The sequence below is a fragment of the Prochlorococcus marinus str. MIT 0917 genome (assembly GCF_027359575.1).
Lineage (GTDB): Bacteria > Cyanobacteriota > Cyanobacteriia > PCC-6307 > Cyanobiaceae > Prochlorococcus_B > Prochlorococcus_B marinus_D.
Map to the genome: position 1 here is coordinate 581007 of NZ_CP114784.1, position 20224 is coordinate 601230.

The following is a 20224-nucleotide window of genomic DNA, read 5'->3' on the forward strand; positions in this document are numbered from 1 at the left end:
AACCATTATTAGATGACAAATAAAAATCTACATGAGGATTCCTCATGTCCAGTAGAACAAGATGTTCTCGAGGAATCTACTGAGGAAATATTGGATGAAGGTGAACAAAATTCAGAAAATGGATTTTCTGAATTTAACTTTAGTGAAGAACTAATTCAAACAATTTCTGATAAAGGCTACTCATCACCCACTCCTATTCAAAAAGCTGCAATTCCTGAATTACTTCTAGGTAGAGATTTAGTTGGGCAAGCTCAAACAGGTACAGGTAAAACAGCTGCATTTGCATTGCCAATCCTTGAAAGACTAAAAAAGGATGTTCGACATCCACAAGTTTTAGTTCTAGCTCCAACTCGCGAGTTGGCTATGCAAGTGGCTGAATCATTTCGCACATATTCCGCAGGGCATCCGCACTTTAAAGTACTTGCAATATATGGAGGCTCTGATTTCCGAAATCAAATCAACACACTTAGGAGGGGAGTTGATGTGGTCGTGGGGACTCCTGGACGAGTTATGGATCATATGCGCCAAAAGACTCTAAATACTAGTCATTTAAGTTGTTTAGTTCTAGATGAAGCTGATGAAATGTTAAGAATGGGGTTCATAGATGATGTTGAGTGGATTTTAGAACAATTACCAGAGGAGAGACAACTGGTTTTGTTCTCAGCGACAATGCCATCAGAGATAAGAAGATTATCAAAAAAATATTTAAATAGTCCTGCAGAAATAACTATAAAAGCAACTGAATTGAAGGAAAGACTGATCAGGCAAAGGTATATAAGCGTTCAAAATGTTTATAAAATCAATGCACTTCAAAGAGTACTTGAAGCTGTATCAGAAGAAGGAGTAATAATATTCGCTAGAACAAAAGCTATTACAATTGTAGTAGCTGAAAAATTAGAATCATTTGGATATAATGTAGCTGTTTTAAATGGAGATATTCCTCAAAATCAAAGGGAACGAACTGTTGAAAGGTTAAGACAGGGTTCTATCAATATTTTAGTAGCTACAGATGTCGCAGCAAGAGGCCTTGATGTGGATCGAATTGGGTTAGTAATAAATTATGATATGCCATTTGATCGCGAAGCGTATGTTCATAGAATTGGTAGAACTGGACGTGCAGGAAGAAATGGTGAAGCTATTCTTTTTGTTAATCCAAGAGAAAGATCTTTTTTAAGTAATCTTGAAAGAGCTGTAGGTCAACCAATTGAGAAAATGGATATTCCAGACAATGAACTTATCAACAGCAACCGAGTTAATAAGCTTAAAGCAAAATTAATAAAGGCCGCTTCAACGGAAAGAGATAACCCAGAAGAGTCTAATATTTTAGAAGAATTAATAAAAAATGTTGAAAAAGAATTAGAAATAGATCCAAAAGACTTAACACTTGCCGCATTAAATTTAGCAGTTGGTTTTAATGCACTCCTTGAGAATGGGAATGAAGATTGGATCAGGCAATCAGCTCAAAAGAATACAAGAAATGATCGACGAGACAATAAATTCAAACAACGAAGGAGAGGTGATTTTGATAACAACAGACTTGAAGATGAGATGGACAGATTCAGGGTTGAAGTTGGGCACCGAGATAGAGTTAAGCCTGGTAATCTAGTCGGAGCAATTGCCAACGAAGCAGGACTAAAAGGAAGATCTATAGGGAGAATAAGAATATTTGAAAACTACAGCCTAGTAGATTTGCCAAAACAAATGCCTGATAATGTTTTTCAAGCTTTAAAGAAAGTCAAAGTAATGAATAGAGAATTACAGATAAACCGAGCTGACTGAAAAACAAAACAAATAAAATGCTTCGTAAATTATTATTCAGCAGCATGATCACATATCTTCTTATAGATATAGGTATCAATTTGGAGGCTCAGGAAGAAAAAATTAGTACTAAAAATAGTCTTATTAATAAATTCTGTATTGCGACACTAAAATCAAAACTTGAAAGCAAGAATAAACAGAATTCAAATGAAATCAGTGATTTTACATGTGAATGTTTTTTTAAAAAATATAATTCTGGAAATTCCTTAAAAAGCTCTCGTGCTTACTGTAGAGATAAAGCCTCTGAGAAATATAATCTCTAAAAGAAAAACCATCTAAATCAAATGAATAGATCGAGTACAAAAATAAATAGAACACCGATAGCAAGACTTTTAAGTAATCTTAAAAGTCAAAAGCGTCTAATTTATTCAGCTATTACTTGCTCTATATTAAATAAATTTTTTGATCTAGCACCACCTGTATTAATTGGTATATCTGTTGATGTAGTAGTAAGAAAAGAAAGTTCATGGCTAGGTTCAATAGGCTTCAATACTGTCCCAGATCAGTTAATTGTACTTGCAGTAATTTCATTTTTGATTTGGACAGCTGAGTCATTCTTTGAATATTTGTATGGATTATTGTGGAGAAATTTAGCTCAGAAGACACAACACTATTTAAGAATCAAAGCATATGAGCATTTACAAAAATTAGAGATGACATTCTTCGAATCAGATAATACAGGAAGGCTTATGACTGTACTTAATGATGATATTAATCAATTAGAAAGATTCTTGGATGAAGGAGCTAATAAAATCATTCAATTAATCATTACTGTTTTTATTGTTGGTGGGGCAATGATTTTATTAGCTCCAGAAATTGCATTGCTAGCATTCATACCTATTCCATTTATCCTTTGGGGTTCGATTAATTTTCAGAAGAACCTAGCTCCTCGTTACCGTGAAGTCAGAGATAGAGCTGGAGATCTTGCCTCAAGACTAAATAATAACCTAAGTGGAATGCTTACTATTAAAAGTTTCGCTACTGAGGATTGGGAACTAGAAAGATTAAGACTAGATAGCAATCTATATCAAGAAAGCAATAGAAAGGCAATTAAGTTATCAGCTGCATTTATACCATTAATTAGATTCGCAATACTATTTGCATTCCTTGCAATATTAATTGCTGGAGGCTTCCAAACTTGGAAAGGATTGATGCCAGTCGGAACTTATAGTTTTTTAGTATTTATTACACAAAGATTATTATGGCCCTTAACAACATTAGGTCATATTTTGGATGATTATCAAAGATCAATGGCTTCAACAAATAGAGTTTTAGATTTAATAGATACTCCAATAAAAATTAAAACTGGAAAAATCAAATTAGATACTAATAATGTCCAAGGTAAAATCAAATTTAAGAATGTTGATTTCACCTATCAAGGTCGGGCTCAAGTTATTAAAAACTTTAATTTAGATATTTTCCCAGGAACGAAAATAGGCATTGTAGGTGCTACCGGTTCTGGTAAAAGTACACTTGTAAAACTATTATTAAGGCTGTATAAAATAAGTAAAGGTTCAATAGAAATTGATGGAAACTCAATTGAATCATTAGATTTAAAAAGTCTACGACGATCTATTGCATTAGTAAGCCAGGAAACATATTTATTTCAAGGTACAATTGAAGAAAATATTTCTTATGGATCACAAAATATTGATAAGTCAAAAATAATAAATGCTGCAGATACTGCTGAAGCAACTGAATTTATTAATAAACTGCCAGAAGGTTTAAAAACAATAGTTGGAGAAAGAGGACAAAAGTTATCTGGTGGACAAAGGCAAAGAATTGCTATCGCAAGGGCAATCTTAAAAAACGCCCCAATATTAATATTAGATGAGGCAACAGCATCTGTAGATAATGAAACTGAAGCCGCGATTCAAAGGTCTCTAAAGAAGATAACAAATAGCTGCACCACAATTGTTATTGCACATCGATTAAGCACAGTAATAGATGCTGACGAAATTATAGTTTTAGATAAAGGAAAGGTCATCGAGAAAGGAACACATAGTTCTCTTCTAAAAAATAAAGATTTCTATTACTACCTATGGAAAATTCAAGCTGGTGAAAATAATACTTAAAGTTAGACAAAAAAAGTAAAAGAACTAACTACTTTTTTAAAAGTATCTTGCATTTTTGACCAGCGTTGTTCACTGGTGCTGGCGGCAAGTGTATATAAATAACCTCTGTCTACGACAACAGTAGCGATTTCGTGCCTACTTTTTTCTTTTAAATCAATAGAATATTCAAGATCATAAAATTTGCGTTCATCTATTTCTCTCTCAGAAGCATCAATTAATTGAATAGGATTATTAATATTTTTTTCGCCAAAGAGTCTTTCCCCTACGGCATCCGGTCCACCCAAGTCATCTAAATCAACTTCATTCTCCAATTTAGAAATAACAAGGCTGAGAGTTTCATCTGAATTAATCAAGTCATGATAAACAACCTCTGGGCCATTATCGACAGCCACTCTCGTCCACCCTGTTGGAAAAAGGAAACCATATCGTCCATCTTGACTTTTAAAAGGTTCCAGCCCTGCGGCTCCCCCTGTAGAGCATGCTCCGAGTGTCAAGACTAGAGCAATAGCCAAAAGAGATTTAAAAGATGTTCGTAGAAATTTGATCATTTTGAAAGACTCAATCACCACCATTTTGATACATTTATAATTTAACTGATGGTAATCTTCATTAAATTAGTGCAACACAGATAAAACTCTGACTAAATTCAAGTTAATTGCTTCTTAACTCTGAGCGGCTTCACAAAACCATTATCTAAATTAATTGATCAATTTGAGCAATTGCCTGGGATAGGACCCAGAACTGCTCAAAGATTAGCCTTGCATCTTTTGCGCCAACCCGAAGAGAAAATAAGACTGTTTTCAGAGGCTTTAGTTAATGCAAAGAATCAGGTAGGCCAATGCAAGAAGTGTTTTCATTTAACTGCAGGAGAACAATGCGAAATTTGTTTAAACAAACAAAGAAATCAAGATCTGATTTGCGTTGTTTCCGAGTCAAGAGATTTACTTGCGCTTGAACGAACTCGCGAGTACAAAGGTCTTTATCATGTCATTGGTGGACTGATTTCTCCGATGGATGGTATTGGACCAGAGATGCTTGAAATATCAAGTCTTATAAGAAGAGTGGATAAAGAAAATATCAAAGAAGTCATACTTGCCTTAACTCCAAGTATTGAAGGGGATACTACGAGTCTTTATGTTGGAAGATTATTAAAGCCTTTCACAAAAGTCACTCGTATTGCTTATGGACTTCCTGTTGGAAGTGAATTGGAATATGCCGATGAGGTAACTCTTTCGCGTGCTTTAGAAGGACGTACAGATTTAGATTAATCATCAAACCAAAATGACCACAACCACAAGAAAAACAACAAAATATAGTAACTTCCTTCCAGCAGAACGTTTACCTAGTTGGATCAAACCATCCATAGGGAACGCATCTCAACTAGAAAAAGTTCAAAAGCTAGTAAAGGAAAATAGATTACATACAATCTGTGAGGAAGGTAGATGTCCGAACAGAGGTGAATGTTACGCCGCTGGTACGGCTACTTTTTTATTAGGTGGCTCAATCTGTACAAGGAGCTGCGCATTCTGCCAAGTAGAGAAAGGGAAATCACCCGAGAAAGTAAATATTTTCGAAGCAGAAAAAATTGCAAATGCTGTTCAGGTCTTAGATCTCAAGTATGTGGTACTAACCGCAGTTGCAAGAGATGATTTAACTGATCACGGCGCAAGTCTATTCACTACAACAATAGAGGCAATTAAATCATTGAATCCTGGTGTCGCGATAGAGGTGCTAACACCAGATTTCTGGGGTGGAAACAACAAGGACAATAACAAAGAACAAAGAGAACGACTTAAGCTAGTTCTCTCGGCTGATCCTATTTGCTTTAACCATAATCTTGAGACCGTCAAGAGACTTCAGAGAGAAGTCAGAAGAGGAGCTACTTACGAACATTCACTAAACCTCCTCAAATCTGCCAGGGAAATCGCTCCAAAGATTCCTACAAAATCAGGAATAATGCTTGGACTAGGAGAAAAGTTTCATGAAATAATTCAAACCCTCAAAGACCTAAGAGAAGTCGACTGCCAATATCTAACTATCGGCCAATATTTACGACCATCACTTGCTCATATTCCAGTTTCTCATTACTGGTCACCTACAAAATTCAATGATTTTGCAGAAATAGCAAAGAGATTAGGTTTTAAGAAAGTAAACAGCGGTCCACTAGTAAGAAGCAGTTACCATGCGAATGAAACCTTAGATTTAGTCTCCTAAAAAAATTTAATTATTCCGACCAACTCCGATAACTTCTTTCAAGGACTGTCTCACAATTCCCTACCATAAATGCACCTGCACCTCCCCACACAAGTCTCAAAGGCAAATCCAAGGGAGAAGATCCAACAGTACGCACAGTATTAAATCCACGCCTCCGAAAGTAACGTTGCAAGATTTCATGTTGATTGTTCTCATCAAAAATAGCCAATAATCTAGCACTTCGACATGGAGTCTCTTCTAAAGTCCAAGCCATAGTTGCAGCCCAAATTAAATCACCTACTTTAGAATTGGCGTTCTTACTAACCTTCATAGTATCAAGCTGAAGTCCCTTGATATTTTGATACGCCCATCCTTTCATTTCACCCCATAATTGAATTTTATCATTACTGATGAATTCGCCAACAACTAGCCTAAACGACCAAATACTGATTGGTCTCCTAACTTGTATTCGCAACAACAAACCTCTATTAGATGCTTCTTTTTCTAAAATAGTTAAATTAATTTTAGTCATGAGACTGGCCATATAGAATTTTCAGGTAGACGTTTCATTATTTCATCAATTTGACGTTGTCTCTCCGCAAATCTAGCTCTATCGCTATCTGTAAATTTATTCACACAAGCCTCACATTGCAAGCCTTTAATATACGTTGGCTTTTTCAAATCCTCAGGGGAGATAGGCAATCCACAAGCATGACACATAGTGTGTGAACCTGGTGAGAGAGCATGATCTAAAGAGACACGTTGATCAAAAACAAAGCACTCACCATCCCATAGACTCTTCTCAGGTGTAACATCTTCTAGATATTTCAGTATTCCACCCTCAAGGTGATATACATCGGAAAAGCCTTCCTCTATTAAATAAGAGGTGGCTTTTTCGCATCTTATTCCACCCGTACAATACATTCCTATTTTTAAAGAGGGATTCTGTTCGATTAAAGGCTTTAAATGCTTTTGAACCCATGCAGGAAATTCACGAAATGAACTTGTATGTGGATTTAAAGCTCCTGCAAAATTACCAATTTTTATTTCATACTCATTACGTGTATCAATAACAACACTATCTGGATCTTCTAAGAACTCATTCCATTCATCAGCTTTTATATATTTACCTACAGATTTAATAGGATTGATTTGTTTTAGCCCAATAGTGACGATTTCTTTTTTCTTGCGAGCCTTGAAGCGTCTAAACGCCTGTTTTTCAGTCCAGCTATATTTAACATTAATGTCTGATATCTTTAATAATTGCTTTAAAAATTCAATAAAGTGGATTATTGCTTTTTCAGGTCCACAAACCGTACCATTGATTCCTTCAGTGGCTATTAAGATAGTTCCTTTTACTCCATTATTCTTTGCTAATTCCGACAATTCTTCTTTAAGCAAAAAAATATCTTTGTCAAGAATCGACAAGAAATTGTAGAATGCAGCAACTTTGTATTTAACTTTCTTGAAGCTTTCTCCTGTTTTCATACCTACTTATTCTTGAGTAAAATTGGCCTTAATCCCAGCATCAGCTAAAAGCTTTCGGTCAGCTTCAATTTCAGGGTTACTAGTAGTTAAAAGAGTATCTCCATAAAAAATCGAATCAGCTCCAGATTGTAGACATAGTATTTGAGCCTCCCTACCTAATTGCTGCCTACCCGCGCTAAGTCTTATTCGACTTTTAGGCATAATGATCCTTGCTGTCGCGACCATGCGAACCATCTCCAATGGATCAATTGAAGATAAGTCTTCCATAGGTGTCCCCTCTACAGCCACCAAAGCATTTATAGGGACACTCTCAGGATGTGGATCTAAGGTCGCCAATACTTTGAGTAAAGATGCTCTATCAGAGACAGATTCGCCCATACCAATAATTCCACCGCAACACACTGTTATTCCAGCTGTACGTACTCTTCTCAATGTCTCAAGTCGATCTTGATATGTTCTTGTTGAAATAATTTTTGAATAATGTTCAGGGCTTGTATCTAAATTGTGGTTATAAGCTGTTAGACCTGCTTCTGCCAATCTAGATGCTTGTGAATCGGTAATCATTCCAGCAGTAACACATGCCTCAAGGCCAAGTTCTCTAACACCTCTAATCATTTCCAGCATTGAATCAAACGCTTTTCCGTCTTGGATCTCACGCCAAGCCCAGCCCATGCAGAATCTATCTGCACCTGCATCTTTAGCCGCTCTTGCTCTGTCAAGGACTGACTTGACTTGAAGAGCAGGAATAGGTTGAACCTTTGTTTCGTTGTGTACAGATTGAGGACAGTACGAACAATCTTCTGAGCATCCACCTGTCTTCACACTTAGAAGAGAAGCTAGTTGAACTTTATAACCTGGATTGTAAGACCTATGAACTATTTGAGCTCTCCACAATAAATCCATTAATGGCAACTGAAGTATCTCTTTGACTTCATCTATAGACCAATCATGTCTAATATCTCCACCTTTTATAGAATTAAAATCTAATAATGATTCATCTTTAAAAGTGAATTTATTAGATTCCTGAATATTAGGGTTAATTAGAGTCATAAAAAATCTGAATATAAAAAATTTAATTGCTATCTAGTTTTAGCTGATTATCTATAAAAAATCATAGAACCTAAGATATTCAATTATTTTAGTTATACACCTCCAAATCTCCTCCTTCTAGACTGATAGTCAAGTAGGGCATTAGCAAGGGTATCTGCGTTAAAATCTGGCCATAGTACATCTGTGACATGGATCTCAGCATAAGCTAATTGCCACAAGAGAAAATTACTTATTCTTTTCTCACCACTAGTTCTAATGAGTAAGTCTGGGTCAACCTCACTAGCTGTAAACAATTCAGAGGCAAATACATTTTCATCTATCAATGAAGGATCTAATTCACCTTTAACGGAACGTTCTGCCAACTTTTGGGCGGCTCGTACTAATTCACGTCGTCCACCATAATTAGTACAAACATTAAAATGAATTCCTTTATTATTAGAAGTTGATTCAACTGATTCTTTTATTAATTCCTTTAATGCAACAGGTAATGGGTCAAGATCACCCAAGAAATTTAGTCTTACTTCTTCGAGCTTTAAATTAGTCAATTCACGCTTAAGAACACTTTCAAAAAGTGTCATTAAAAAATTCACTTCTTCATTAGGTCTGGACCAATTTTCAGTTGAGAAAGCATAAACAGTTAAGGCTCCAATACCCCAATTAGTACATAAATGCAAAGTAGTTTTTAAAGCCTCAACCCCAGCCGTATGTCCCATTGTCCTAGGTAACCCCTTCGCTTTCGCCCACCTTCCATTCCCATCCATAATCACAGCAATGTGATTGGGCATACGAAGACGATCCAAATCTTTAGGTAATGGGAATACCTTTCTAGAATTATCAGTGCTTATTACAGAAGGGTAAGTCAATTCAAAGACTCCTTGCTGTCATTAATTTTCCCAAGATTAACTCTAGATTGAGCAACTTTAGTTTCAATATTAGAGGAAGTTGTTTTCAATGAAGAATTAATGCTAGAGGACTTGGATCCAGATGCATTGGAAGGATCCAACAATTCTTTCAAAAGGTCAAGTAATCGGCTGCTTGTAATGGGTCTTTCTAGTCTTCCTTGACTAGCTAAGGATAAGGTACCTGATTCTTCTGAAACAACAACACAAATACATCGATCAAATCGTTCAGTTATTCCAAGAGCTGCCAAATGTCTAGTTCCGTATCTGCTAATTCCTTGCCTTGAAAGAGGCAAAATCACCCCTGCTGAAATAATTCTATTTCCCTTTACTAAAACAGCTCCATCATGAAGAGGAGTGTCAGCTGCAAAAAGATTTAATAACAATTCAGAGGATAATTGAGCATCAATTGGAACCCCAGGGAAAAGGAAATCTTCAGGGCGCAAGTCACTCCCCATATCAACAACAATTAAAGCTCCTTTTCTATTTTGTGATAAGCGGCCAGCGGCTTCAGTTAATTGAGCGAAAGTATTAGAACTTGCCCTAAATTCATTTTGAGTATTTCCAAGAATCACAGCCAATCGTCCAGTTCCTAATAACTCCATCAACCTTCTTAATTCCCCTTGCCATAAAATTGCTAAAGATAATGAACAGGCCAAAACTAAGGCGTCGACAAGCTTTGAAGTAATTGGTAAGTTTGCAAACCTTTGAACAAACCACGCTAATGAAACCAAAAAGAGATAGCCTCTCAAAAGCCATAATGTTCTTTGTTCTTTAACTCTTGTAAAAAGAAGCACTCCAAGTGAAGAAGCGAACAAGACATCAAGGAGAACACGCAGGTTTATAAGCCACCAGAAATTCACTCCTACACCCCAACGTTATTTCAACTTACCTAATTCTTGGGAATAAAGCGATCAGGTAATACATCTAATTGCAATAGATCCTCAGGAAGTTCTCTCCTTTGAGTCAACTCGGACGAACCTTTCCCAACCAAAATTGTCGCAGGTCTAGGTATTCTGTTGTAATTGGAACTCATTGAATAGTTATATGCACCTGTTCCAAACACAGCAAGAAACTCTCCACTTTCACAAGACGGAAGGAGAAAATCTTTCAACAAAACATCTCCAGATTCACAATGCTTGCCAGCGATAGTAACTTTTTCGAAATTTGTATTTAATGGTTTATCAACTAAACAAGCACTGTATAAAGACTGATAAGTTATTGGACGTGGATTATCACTCATCCCTCCATCAATAGATAAATAAGTTCTAACACCAGGAACAACTTTCTTAGCTCCAATCTTGTAGATAGTAAGCCCGGAATTAGCGACAAGAGATCTGCCAGGTTCACACATCAATCTTGGCAAATCTAGATTTCTTTCCCTAAAGGCCTTAACAACAGCATTAGAAATAACTTCAACCCATTTTTCAATAGAAGGAGGTTTATCTTCTTGAACATATTTGATCCCTAGGCCACCTCCTACATTTAGGTCAACTATTGGGTGACCAATTTCCTGAGCAAGCACAAACGCATCAGCCATAACACCAGCAAGATCAATATGAGGTTGAACCTCAAAAATTTGAGACCCTATATGTGCATGTAAACCAGATAAATTAGCCCAGTTATATGTTTTTAATTCTTCTAAAACTGACTTAAGCTCATCAGGATCAAAACCAAATTTACTATCTAAATGTCCAGTCCTAATATATTCATGTGTATGACATTCAATGCCAGGAGTAAACCTCAACATTAGCTTTGCTGGTTTGTTATCAGAAGCAATATTTTTCAGCAACTCAATATCGTGATAATTATCTAAAACAATCGTCACATTATTTTTGTAGGCAAAATTCAATTCATCATGAGACTTGTTATTTCCATGAAAAACAATATCTTTGCCTTTTACACCACCCTTTAAGGCAGTAAGTAATTCACCTTCTGAAACTGCATCAAGTCCAAACCCCTCAGAAGCAATAACTGCACAAATAGCTAGTGAGCTATTTGCTTTTGAAGCATATAGAGGAAGTGATTTTCCTGGGTAATGTTTTTTCAAAGAAGAAATATAAGTTTTGCATGCAGTCCTAAGTGAAAACTCATCAAGAACATATAAAGGTGTGCCATATTTTTTTGCGAGTTCGCTAAGTTGACATCCCCCAACAACTAATTTTTTATTCTCATTAATTTCTGAAGTTATAGGAGCTATATTTCGATTGGGACTATCAATATCCACATTGGGTTCAAAAGCTTTTGATCCGTGCATAAAAAGTTTTACTTTAATATTTAACCAATCTAGAGATCAATGCACCAATTAGTATTCTTTTTAAAAAATAGGGATCTATTAATTAATAGTTGGATATGAAACTCACAATAATTCAACTTGGGATTATGCATTTAAATGATTGCGTGGATCTTGACCAAAAATCATTAAATGGTCTTTGGACAAAATCTCAGTGGGAAAGAGAACTTACTGACCCTAATAGGATTTGTATAGGAATAATCGAATTGGAAACTAAAAAACTTTTGGGCCTTTGTTCCGCCTGGTTAGTAATAGAAGAATTACACATAACTTTTATAGCTGTTCATCCCTTACATCAAAGAAGAGGGTTAGGAAAATTTCTCTTGACAGACTTAATCAAACGTTCAAAATCACTTCAAACAAATCACATACATCTAGAAGTTAAAGAAAATAACGAGCCAGCTAAAGCTTTTTACAAATCCATGGGCTTCAAAAGAGTAGGTAATAGAACTAATTTTTACAAAGATGGTAGTGATGCTCTTATTCTCAAAAAAGAAAACAATAAGAAATCAAAAAATCAATAATTAAGTACGGTTTACCGAAATTAAAAAACAAATAAATTAGGACATTCTTTGCATCAATTAATACTTTTGATTATTTTTCAACGAACACTTAATATTTACCCTTTATAAAAAAAAACTTAACCGTACACATTTCACACTTAACCCTGATAAATTAGTGTGAATAGTCAATGGTAAAAGTTAAATGTTCGAGAGGTTTACAGAAAAGGCTATAAAAGTGATCATGCTTGCTCAAGAAGAGGCAAGGAGACTTGGGCATAATTTTGTTGGAACAGAGCAAATCCTCTTGGGGCTAATAGGAGAAGGAACTGGTGTGGCTGCTAAAGTTCTTAAATCATTAGGAGTAAACCTCAAAGACTCAAGAGTTGAAGTTGAAAAAATAATAGGAAGAGGTTCAGGATTCGTCGCTGTAGAAATCCCCTTCACACCAAGAGCTAAAAGAGTCCTTGAACTTTCATTAGAAGAAGCCCGTCAACTAGGTCACAATTACATTGGCACCGAACATCTATTACTTGGTCTAATTAGAGAAGGGGAGGGAGTAGCTGCAAGAGTTCTTGAAAATTTAGGAGTTGACCTGACAAAAGTCAGGACACAAGTTGTAAGAATGCTTGGTGAAACTGCTGAAGTTACAACAGGGTCTGGATCGTCTAAAGGGTCAGCCAAAACGGCAACATTAGACGAATTCGGAACAAACCTTACTCAATTAGCTAGTGAATCAAAGCTTGATCCAGTCGTTGGAAGACATTCAGAGATTGATCGTGTAATTCAAATTTTAGGAAGAAGAACAAAAAATAATCCTGTTTTAATAGGAGAACCTGGAGTTGGGAAAACAGCAATAGCGGAAGGACTTGCGCAGAGAATTCAACAGGGAAACATTCCTGACATACTCGAAGAAAAAAGAGTATTAACTCTTGATATTGGTTTACTTGTTGCTGGAACTAAATATAGAGGTGAATTTGAAGAAAGATTAAAAAAAATAATGGAAGAAATCAAATCGGCTGGAAACGTAATTCTGGTTATTGATGAAGTTCACACATTAATAGGAGCAGGCGCTGCAGAAGGCGCAATTGACGCTGCAAACATATTAAAACCAGCTTTAGCCAGAGGTGAACTCCAATGTATTGGAGCTACAACTCTAGATGAGTATAGAAAGCATATTGAAAGAGATGCTGCACTAGAGAGAAGATTCCAACCTGTAATGATTGGAGAACCTTCAATCAAAGATACGATCGAAATACTTAAAGGATTAAGAGAGAGATATGAGCAACATCACAGATTAAAGATTACTGATGAAGCTCTTGATGCTGCTGCGAATCTTGGGGATAGATATATCTCAGATCGTTTTTTACCTGATAAAGCAATAGACCTAATAGACGAAGCAGGAAGCCGAGTCAGATTACTAAACTCCAAATTACCTCCAGAGGCGAAAGAAGTCGATAAAGAATTAAGGAAAATACAAAAGAGTAAAGAAGAAGCAGTAAGAGATCAAAATTTCACCCAGGCAGGAGAGCTTAGAGAAAAAGAAGTTGAACTCAGAGATAAAATTAGAAATCTTTTACAAAATATAAGACAAAAAACCTCATCAAATGAAAATCCCGATCCTAATAATACTAAAGATAAAAACATTGAAACCCCTGATAAAGTTGTTGATCATTCTGATGAATTAAAAGTATCTCAACCTGTAGTTAATGAAGAAGATATTGCTCATATAGTTGCCTCATGGACTGGCGTTCCTGTCCAGAAATTAACTGAAAGTGAATCAGTCAAACTTCTAAATATGGAAGACACGTTGCATCAAAGACTGATTGGTCAAGACGAAGCAGTTAAAGCTGTTTCGAAAGCAATAAGAAGAGCAAGAGTTGGCCTTAAGAATCCAAATAGACCAATTGCTAGTTTTATTTTTTCTGGTCCAACGGGAGTCGGGAAAACTGAACTTACAAAGGCTCTAGCGGCATACTTCTTTGGTAGTGAAGAAGCAATGATACGGCTAGATATGTCTGAATTTATGGAAAGACATACTGTTAGTAAATTGATAGGTTCTCCACCTGGATATGTAGGTTTCAATGAAGGTGGACAACTAACAGAGGCTGTAAGAAGAAGACCCTACACAGTAGTTTTGTTCGATGAAATTGAAAAAGCTCATCCAGATGTGTTTAATCTACTCCTTCAACTATTAGAGGAAGGAAGGTTAACCGATTCAAAAGGAAGAACTGTTGATTTCAAAAACACTTTAATAATAATGACTTCTAATATTGGATCTAAAGTTATAGAAAAAGGTGGAGGAGGATTGGGATTTGAATTCTCAGGCGAGAATTTAGAAGATAGTCAATACAATCGAATTAAATCATTAGTAAATGAAGAATTAAAGCAATACTTCCGCCCTGAATTTCTTAATAGATTAGATGAAATAATTGTATTCAGACAACTCTCTAGAAACGAAGTTAAAGACATCGCAGAAATAATGTTAAAAGAAGTATTCTTGAGGATAAAAGAGAAAGGAATATCTTTAACTGTCTCAGATGATTTCAAAGAAAGATTAGTTGAAGAAGGATACAACCCTTCCTATGGGGCGAGACCTTTAAGAAGAGCTGTAATGAGATTGTTAGAAGATAGTCTTGCTGAAGAAGTTTTATCTGGAAGAATAAAAGATGGAGACAAAGCAGAGGTAGATATTGATGAAAGTAAAAAAGTAATTGTTAAACATCTTGGGAAAGATAGTTCCACGCCAGAATTAGCAAGTGCTGCTGTTTAACTTTAAATAGTAGATTTAAATGTCTATAAATAATCACAGCATTTCACCTTCAAAGGTAGTCAGGGGTGATGGAGCATGGTTTAAATCGTTAGATCTCATAACTAAATTATGCAGAAGGCCTTTAATAATAGGTAAAAGTAGCTGTACAAAAGAAATAAGAAATTCATTTAAAAAAGATCTTCTTTTAAAAGGTATTCAATCAATCTCTCTCGTGTTAGATCATGATTGTTGTGAATTAGATATCCAAAAAGCATGCCTGATTTCAAAAAATAATAATTGCGATGGGATTATTGCAGCAGGAGGAGGGAAAGTACTTGACGCTGGAAAATTAATTGCTGATTTACTTTGCATAAATTGTATTACTGTGCCATTAAGCGCTTCCACATGTGCTGGATGGACCGCTTTATCTAATATTTATACGCCAGATGGCAAATTCATAAAAGATGTAACTTTAAAAAACTGTCCAAACTTATTGATCTTTGATCACACAATTGTTAGAGCCGCCCCACCAAGAATGCTTGCTAGCGGGATCGCAGATGCTGTCGCAAAATGGTACGAGTCGTCCTTAACAAGCAGTACAAGCCAGGACGGTTTTGTTCAACAAGCCGTTCAGATGGCTAGAGTTTTGCGAGATCAATTATTTTTAAACGGCTACAAGGCTTTCTTAGATCCAAAAAGCAATTCTTGGGAAACTGTTGCAGAAGGATGTGCTCTTACTGCTGGAATAATAGGAGGGCTTGGGGGTGCTAGATGCAGAACAGCAGCTGCTCATCCTATTCACAATGGATTAACACAACTTTCATACATAAACAAACCACTTCATGGAGAACTTGTTGGATTGGGTCTGCTAGTACAATTACATTTGGAAGAGATAAATTCAAACAGTCAATTACCAAAACAAGCTAAGTCACAACTTATAGATTTCTTCTCTCAACTAAAACTTCCTATTTCAACTGAATCTATTTTTCTTAGAAATTCAAACTCAAAAGAACTACATAAAGCTTGTAAATTCGCCTGCAATGAAAGCTCCGACATACATCAATTACCTTTCTCAGTAAATGAAAATGATCTTTTTCAAGCATTTCAAAGTTTTCACTCCTTGCCTAAAAGCTCCAAAATAATAATAAATAAGACTTAAGGGCATTGATTCAAAAAGTAAATAAAAATATAGATAAAACAGATGCTAACAAGGCATACATCAATGAAATACAAGATAAGATTATTGATAAACAAGCGAATACACTTTTTAAAGATCTTAAATGGATACAACTAGATAATATTTCAAGTGATAAATCTGATTTATTTCCAATAGTTTTAACAGGTAAAGGTGAAAGAATTCTTCTCATTCATGGTTTTGACAGCTGCTTTCTTGAATATAGACGCCTTACTCCCTTTCTAAAAAAGAATAATAAACTAATCATTCCAGATCTATATGGATTTGGCTTTTGTCCTAGATCTAGTGGAAACCAATATGGATTTAAATATTTAATGAGACATTTGAATTCTGTTTTGGACTGTTTTTCAAAGAATCAACCCTTAGGCGTTATTGGTGCCTCAATGGGTGGAGCTTTAGCTCTTGAACTCGCAAGACAAAACCCAAAGAGGATAAATAAATTATTACTTCTATCACCAGCAGGTTTAGCAGGCAAAAATCCCAAAATCCCATGGCCCTTTAATCATTTGGGAGCCTTTTTTCTTAGTCAACCTTTTGTTCGTAGGGGATTATGTAGGCAAGCATTCGCAGATCCAACAAATAGCGTTGGAGCTGCAGAAGAGCAAATAGCTTCCATACATTTAAAAGTTCCTGGTTGGCAATCATCGCTAGCAGATTTTGCAGCAGATGGGGGAGTATCTGATTGTGGGCTCCCAAAACCAACTCAACCTCTTAAAATTATATTAGGTAAATATGACAGAATCATTCCTAAGAATGAAAAAGAAGAAACCAACAGGAACTATAATTCCAGCATAGAAATAGCATCAAATTCAGGTCATCTTCCACATTTGGAAGAACCAAAATTAGTTGCTGAAGCTTGGGAAAAATTAGAAAAATAAAATGATAGAGAAGCGTATTCAAGATAAAGGGGTTCTAGCAATATTATTAGAAAAATGTATAAGGATATTACTCATAAAAGAATGTAAAAAAATTAGCAACATTAAAATAGACATCATCTCTAGTTCTACTCAAATAATCAAAGGGGAAATACAAAAAATCACTATCATTGCTGAAAATATAAATTATAAAGATCTTTTATTCGATAAACTCAAGTTAGAAGCCAATAATCTTAAGATAATGTTTAAATTAACCAATAAGGAATTATACTTTATGAATAATCCTTTAATAAAATTCAATATTTCTTTATCTCAAAATTCAATCAGAACAGTTTTATTATCTGACAATTGGAATTGGATCGGTAAGATGATTTGCATGAAAATATTAAACAAAAAAAAATTAGAAGATATAAAAATAAGTAATGGTAAATTATTAATAAAAGCTTCTGAAGAGAAAACCACGATTAATCAAGGAGAACAGATAAATATTAAAACAGCTAAAGGTAAAATCTATTTGGGAAATAAAATATACACTAAGACTATTCAGATACCAATTGAAGATAAAATATATATTGAAAGTGTAAATATAGAAAATGATATAATTAATATTTTTGCAAATTCAACTATAAGTTTTTAATTGTTTCAGGAAATAATTAATGGTGATAATAAAATTACAATATAAAATACAATTGCTGGAGTAAATAAATAACTATCTATTCTATCAAGAATCCCTCCATGACCAGGTAAAAAATCACCTGAATCTTTTAATCCTGCATTTCTCTTTAACATTGATTCTGTAAGGTCTCCAACCAGAGAAAATAATGCTACTAAAACGCCAATAAACACTCCAATAAATACTCCAAATTCCCATTTAAGTAGATAACCAAAAGAGGCTCCTATAAACATTGAAAATAATAATCCACCAATAACACCCTCAATAGTTTTAGAAGGCGAAATTGGTGATAATGAGTGATTGCCAAATTTCTTACCTACAAAATAAGAGCCTATATCAAATCCAACTATCATAAAACATGTAGAAAAAGTTATTAGCATTCCAAAAGTAATAGATGAGGACCAATTAGTGGGAATCAAGTTGAAATTATTTGTTAAATCAGTCTCTAAAAGATTTCTTAGCTTAATCCAATGACTTGGCAAGAAACCTAAATAAAATAATCCGAAGATTGATGCTGCTACATCAGCTATGGAACCAGTAACAGGTTGCAACAATAACCAACCACAAATAGCAGCACCAGACAAGGGTAAAATAGCATCAGATATTTCAATCGAGATATATCCAAGGGAAGATAATTGTGTAAAGAAAAGCAATATTTGACAGGCTAACAATGTTGTTTTAGTAGCTGGTCTTATTCCAGTAAATTCTGCCATCCTAAAGAACTCTAGAAGAGCTAAATGAACAATTAAGCTTATTGCAATATAAAACCACCAATTACCAAGAGAGACTATTAAGAATCCAAAAGCACCAACTAAAAGTCCACTTAATAATCTCTTTTTCGAAACAGCTAAAAACATAAATTAGATAAAAAATATAGCTTTCTTTTATAAAGCATACTTAAAAGGGGTTATTAATAATAAATTTTATTATAGCTGATAAGTAGATATTATTAATCAAGAAATAACTCTTACAAAGTCTGGAATTTGCTCTGGCCAAAAGCCTTTTTGCTCTATCAACCAATCAACCCGAGCTTTGTCCAAAATCTCCCCTGGAATCAATAATGGGATACCAGGAGGATAAGGGCAAACCATTTCAACTGAAATTCTTCCTATGGCATCCTGCAAATAAACCTTCTCAAAATTGGATCCCCAAGAGGCAGTACATGGCTTGTCTGGCTTAGAAACGATTTTGAAAGGTGGTCTTTTAAATAGACAAGATTTTTTTTGACCAAAAGATGTAAGAATCTCATTCCAAATTCTTACAAATCTTTTTCCTAATCTCTTATGAGATGAAAACCCAAGGCAAAAAGTTAGTGTACCTGGCTCAGCCAACTCGCCAATTATTCTTTTTTTTATAAAACTTTTATCAACTTCAATACCACTCAAACCAAATTTTGATGTGTGAAGAATCATTCGTAATGGATCACTGTTTTTAAGAATTGGAACTTCTTTATTAATCAAAAAATCTTTTAACAACTCAGCTTCTTCTATGCGAGAGTTCAATTTCTTTAACCCTTTAGATTCAAAAAGTTCCTTTATTGAACTTTCACAAGAAGCTATCAACAAAGAACTTGGACTTGAAGTTTGAAGCAAATCAATACTTCTTTCGATTTTAAATGGATCAACCTTCTCACCTTGCGACCATAAAACTGCGGATTGAACTAATCCTGGTGCAGATTTGTGGAGAGAATGAACCACAAGGTCTGCTCCAAAATAGATAGCTGACTTAGGTAGATCTGGTCTTATTTGACTGATTAGGTATGCTCCATGAGCCTCGTCAACCAAAACTGGCAAAGAATGTGAATGAATCTCCTGAATCAGAGATTTCATATCCGCAGAATAGCCTTGATATGTGGGATTAACTAAAACTACCGCCGCTATATCATTTTCAAGTTCTTTTGCTTTTTCAAAAACCCTCTTAAGCCATTTTCTATCAAAAACAGAGGCATGGCCTCTATCAGTTAAATAAGGTACATCAAAAAGCAAGGGTGTTAAGCCTCCAAAGAGGCATGCTTGAATACAACTTTTATGTATATTCCTAGGCATGAGAACAGCTTGACCAGGATGAGCTAGAGCAAGCAATGAACTTTGAAGTAAACCCGTAGCACCGTTGACTCCATACCAACATCTATTAACACCCACTTGCTTAGCAGAAGACCTTTGACTTTCTGCTATTGCTCCTTCACTAATCAACGGGCCACCAATCTCAAAAAGCTCAGGCAAATCCCAAATACCTGGCCTTAGCTTCAATAGTTTTTTTATCTTTTTTGGGAGAGCATTTCCTCTCCCATGGGCTGGCAAGAAAAGATTTTCACTTCTATTAACAGAAAGCAAGTTTAAAAGCCCCATAAAATAAAAGGATTATCTAAAATCAATCTAATAAAATTAATCAATAAGCAAATCAAAAGAACTTC

18 protein-coding genes are annotated in these 20224 nt (G+C 35.1%); 9 read left to right on the forward strand and 9 right to left on the reverse strand.

The window, feature by feature from the left end:
- Positions 1-12: 12 nt before the first annotated feature.
- Positions 13-1779: a DEAD/DEAH box helicase gene (locus tag O5637_RS03710; RefSeq protein ID WP_269606224.1), complete on the forward strand. Its 1767-nt coding sequence runs from the start codon at positions 13-15 to the stop codon at positions 1777-1779.
- A 323-nt stretch (positions 1780-2102) separates the two neighbouring features.
- Positions 2103-3893, forward strand: coding sequence for an ABC transporter ATP-binding protein (locus O5637_RS03715; RefSeq protein ID WP_269606226.1), 1791 nt, complete (start codon positions 2103-2105; stop codon positions 3891-3893).
- 2 nt (positions 3894-3895) lie between these two features.
- Here O5637_RS03715 and psbP read toward each other — a convergent pair whose 3' ends face one another.
- Positions 3896-4441 carry a photosystem II reaction center PsbP gene (gene psbP / locus O5637_RS03720; RefSeq protein ID WP_269606227.1) on the reverse strand — a complete coding sequence of 182 codons (546 nt, stop codon included), beginning with the start codon at positions 4439-4441 and terminating at the stop codon, positions 3896-3898.
- Between the two features lie 120 nt (positions 4442-4561).
- On the opposite strand from psbP, the gene recR reads away from it, so the two are divergent.
- Both recR and lipA read left to right on the forward strand, forming a co-directional pair.
- Positions 4562-5161, forward strand: a complete 600-nt coding sequence (gene recR / locus O5637_RS03725; protein ID WP_269606896.1) for a recombination mediator RecR — start codon at positions 4562-4564, stop codon at positions 5159-5161.
- A 13-nt stretch (positions 5162-5174) separates the two neighbouring features.
- Positions 5175-6107 (forward strand): lipoyl synthase, encoded by a 933-nt coding sequence (gene lipA / locus O5637_RS03730; protein WP_269606228.1) that lies wholly within the window; start codon positions 5175-5177, stop codon positions 6105-6107.
- 10 nt (positions 6108-6117) lie between these two features.
- On the opposite strand, the gene O5637_RS03735 is transcribed toward lipA, so the two are convergent.
- The 6 genes from O5637_RS03735 to lysA form a co-directional block, all read right to left on the reverse strand.
- The gene (locus tag O5637_RS03735; protein WP_269606229.1) at positions 6118-6618 is read right to left on the reverse strand and encodes a hypothetical protein; all 501 of its coding nucleotides are present in this window, start codon (positions 6616-6618) and stop codon (positions 6118-6120) included.
- Positions 6615-7574 carry a rhodanese-related sulfurtransferase gene (locus O5637_RS03740; protein ID WP_269606231.1) on the reverse strand — a complete coding sequence of 320 codons (960 nt, stop codon included), beginning with the start codon at positions 7572-7574 and terminating at the stop codon, positions 6615-6617. Before O5637_RS03740 ends, O5637_RS03735 begins: the two co-directional genes overlap by 4 nt.
- A gap of 6 nt (positions 7575-7580) precedes the next feature.
- Positions 7581-8624 carry a biotin synthase BioB gene (gene bioB / locus O5637_RS03745; RefSeq protein ID WP_269606233.1) on the reverse strand — a complete coding sequence of 348 codons (1044 nt, stop codon included), beginning with the start codon at positions 8622-8624 and terminating at the stop codon, positions 7581-7583.
- Between the two features lie 92 nt (positions 8625-8716).
- Entirely contained in the window at positions 8717-9487 is a 771-nt protein-coding gene (locus O5637_RS03750; protein WP_420063726.1) for an isoprenyl transferase, read from the reverse strand.
- The gene (gene cdaA, locus O5637_RS03755) at positions 9484-10386 is read right to left on the reverse strand and encodes a diadenylate cyclase CdaA (protein ID WP_269606235.1); all 903 of its coding nucleotides are present in this window, start codon (positions 10384-10386) and stop codon (positions 9484-9486) included. Before cdaA ends, O5637_RS03750 begins: the two co-directional genes overlap by 4 nt.
- A gap of 29 nt (positions 10387-10415) precedes the next feature.
- Positions 10416-11780 carry a diaminopimelate decarboxylase gene (gene lysA / locus O5637_RS03760; protein WP_269606237.1) on the reverse strand — a complete coding sequence of 455 codons (1365 nt, stop codon included), beginning with the start codon at positions 11778-11780 and terminating at the stop codon, positions 10416-10418.
- Between the two features lie 95 nt (positions 11781-11875).
- Between lysA and rimI the strand changes: the two genes are divergently transcribed.
- The 5 genes from rimI to O5637_RS03785 all read left to right on the forward strand — a co-directional run bounded on the left by rimI (position 11876) and on the right by O5637_RS03785 (position 17775).
- The gene (gene rimI / locus O5637_RS03765) at positions 11876-12340 is read left to right on the forward strand and encodes a ribosomal protein S18-alanine N-acetyltransferase (protein WP_269606239.1); all 465 of its coding nucleotides are present in this window, start codon (positions 11876-11878) and stop codon (positions 12338-12340) included.
- 181 nt (positions 12341-12521) lie between these two features.
- Positions 12522-15089, forward strand: a complete 2568-nt coding sequence (locus O5637_RS03770) for an ATP-dependent Clp protease ATP-binding subunit (protein WP_269606241.1) — start codon at positions 12522-12524, stop codon at positions 15087-15089.
- A 19-nt stretch (positions 15090-15108) separates the two neighbouring features.
- Positions 15109-16227 (forward strand): iron-containing alcohol dehydrogenase, encoded by a 1119-nt coding sequence (locus O5637_RS03775; protein ID WP_269606243.1) that lies wholly within the window; start codon positions 15109-15111, stop codon positions 16225-16227.
- 5 nt (positions 16228-16232) lie between these two features.
- On the forward strand, positions 16233-17141 hold the full coding sequence (locus tag O5637_RS03780) for an alpha/beta fold hydrolase (protein ID WP_269606245.1): 909 nt from the start codon (positions 16233-16235) through the stop codon (positions 17139-17141).
- A gap of 1 nt (position 17142) precedes the next feature.
- Positions 17143-17775, forward strand: a complete 633-nt coding sequence (locus tag O5637_RS03785; RefSeq protein WP_269606247.1) for a hypothetical protein — start codon at positions 17143-17145, stop codon at positions 17773-17775.
- A 5-nt stretch (positions 17776-17780) separates the two neighbouring features.
- On the opposite strand, the gene O5637_RS03790 is transcribed toward O5637_RS03785, so the two are convergent.
- Positions 17781-18668, reverse strand: coding sequence for a phosphatidate cytidylyltransferase (locus O5637_RS03790; RefSeq protein ID WP_269606249.1), 888 nt, complete (start codon positions 18666-18668; stop codon positions 17781-17783).
- Positions 18669-18764: 96 nt separating this feature from the next.
- Positions 18765-20159: a lysine decarboxylase gene (locus O5637_RS03795; RefSeq protein WP_269606251.1), complete on the reverse strand. Its 1395-nt coding sequence runs from the start codon at positions 20157-20159 to the stop codon at positions 18765-18767.
- Between the last annotated feature and the right edge of the window lie 65 nt (positions 20160-20224).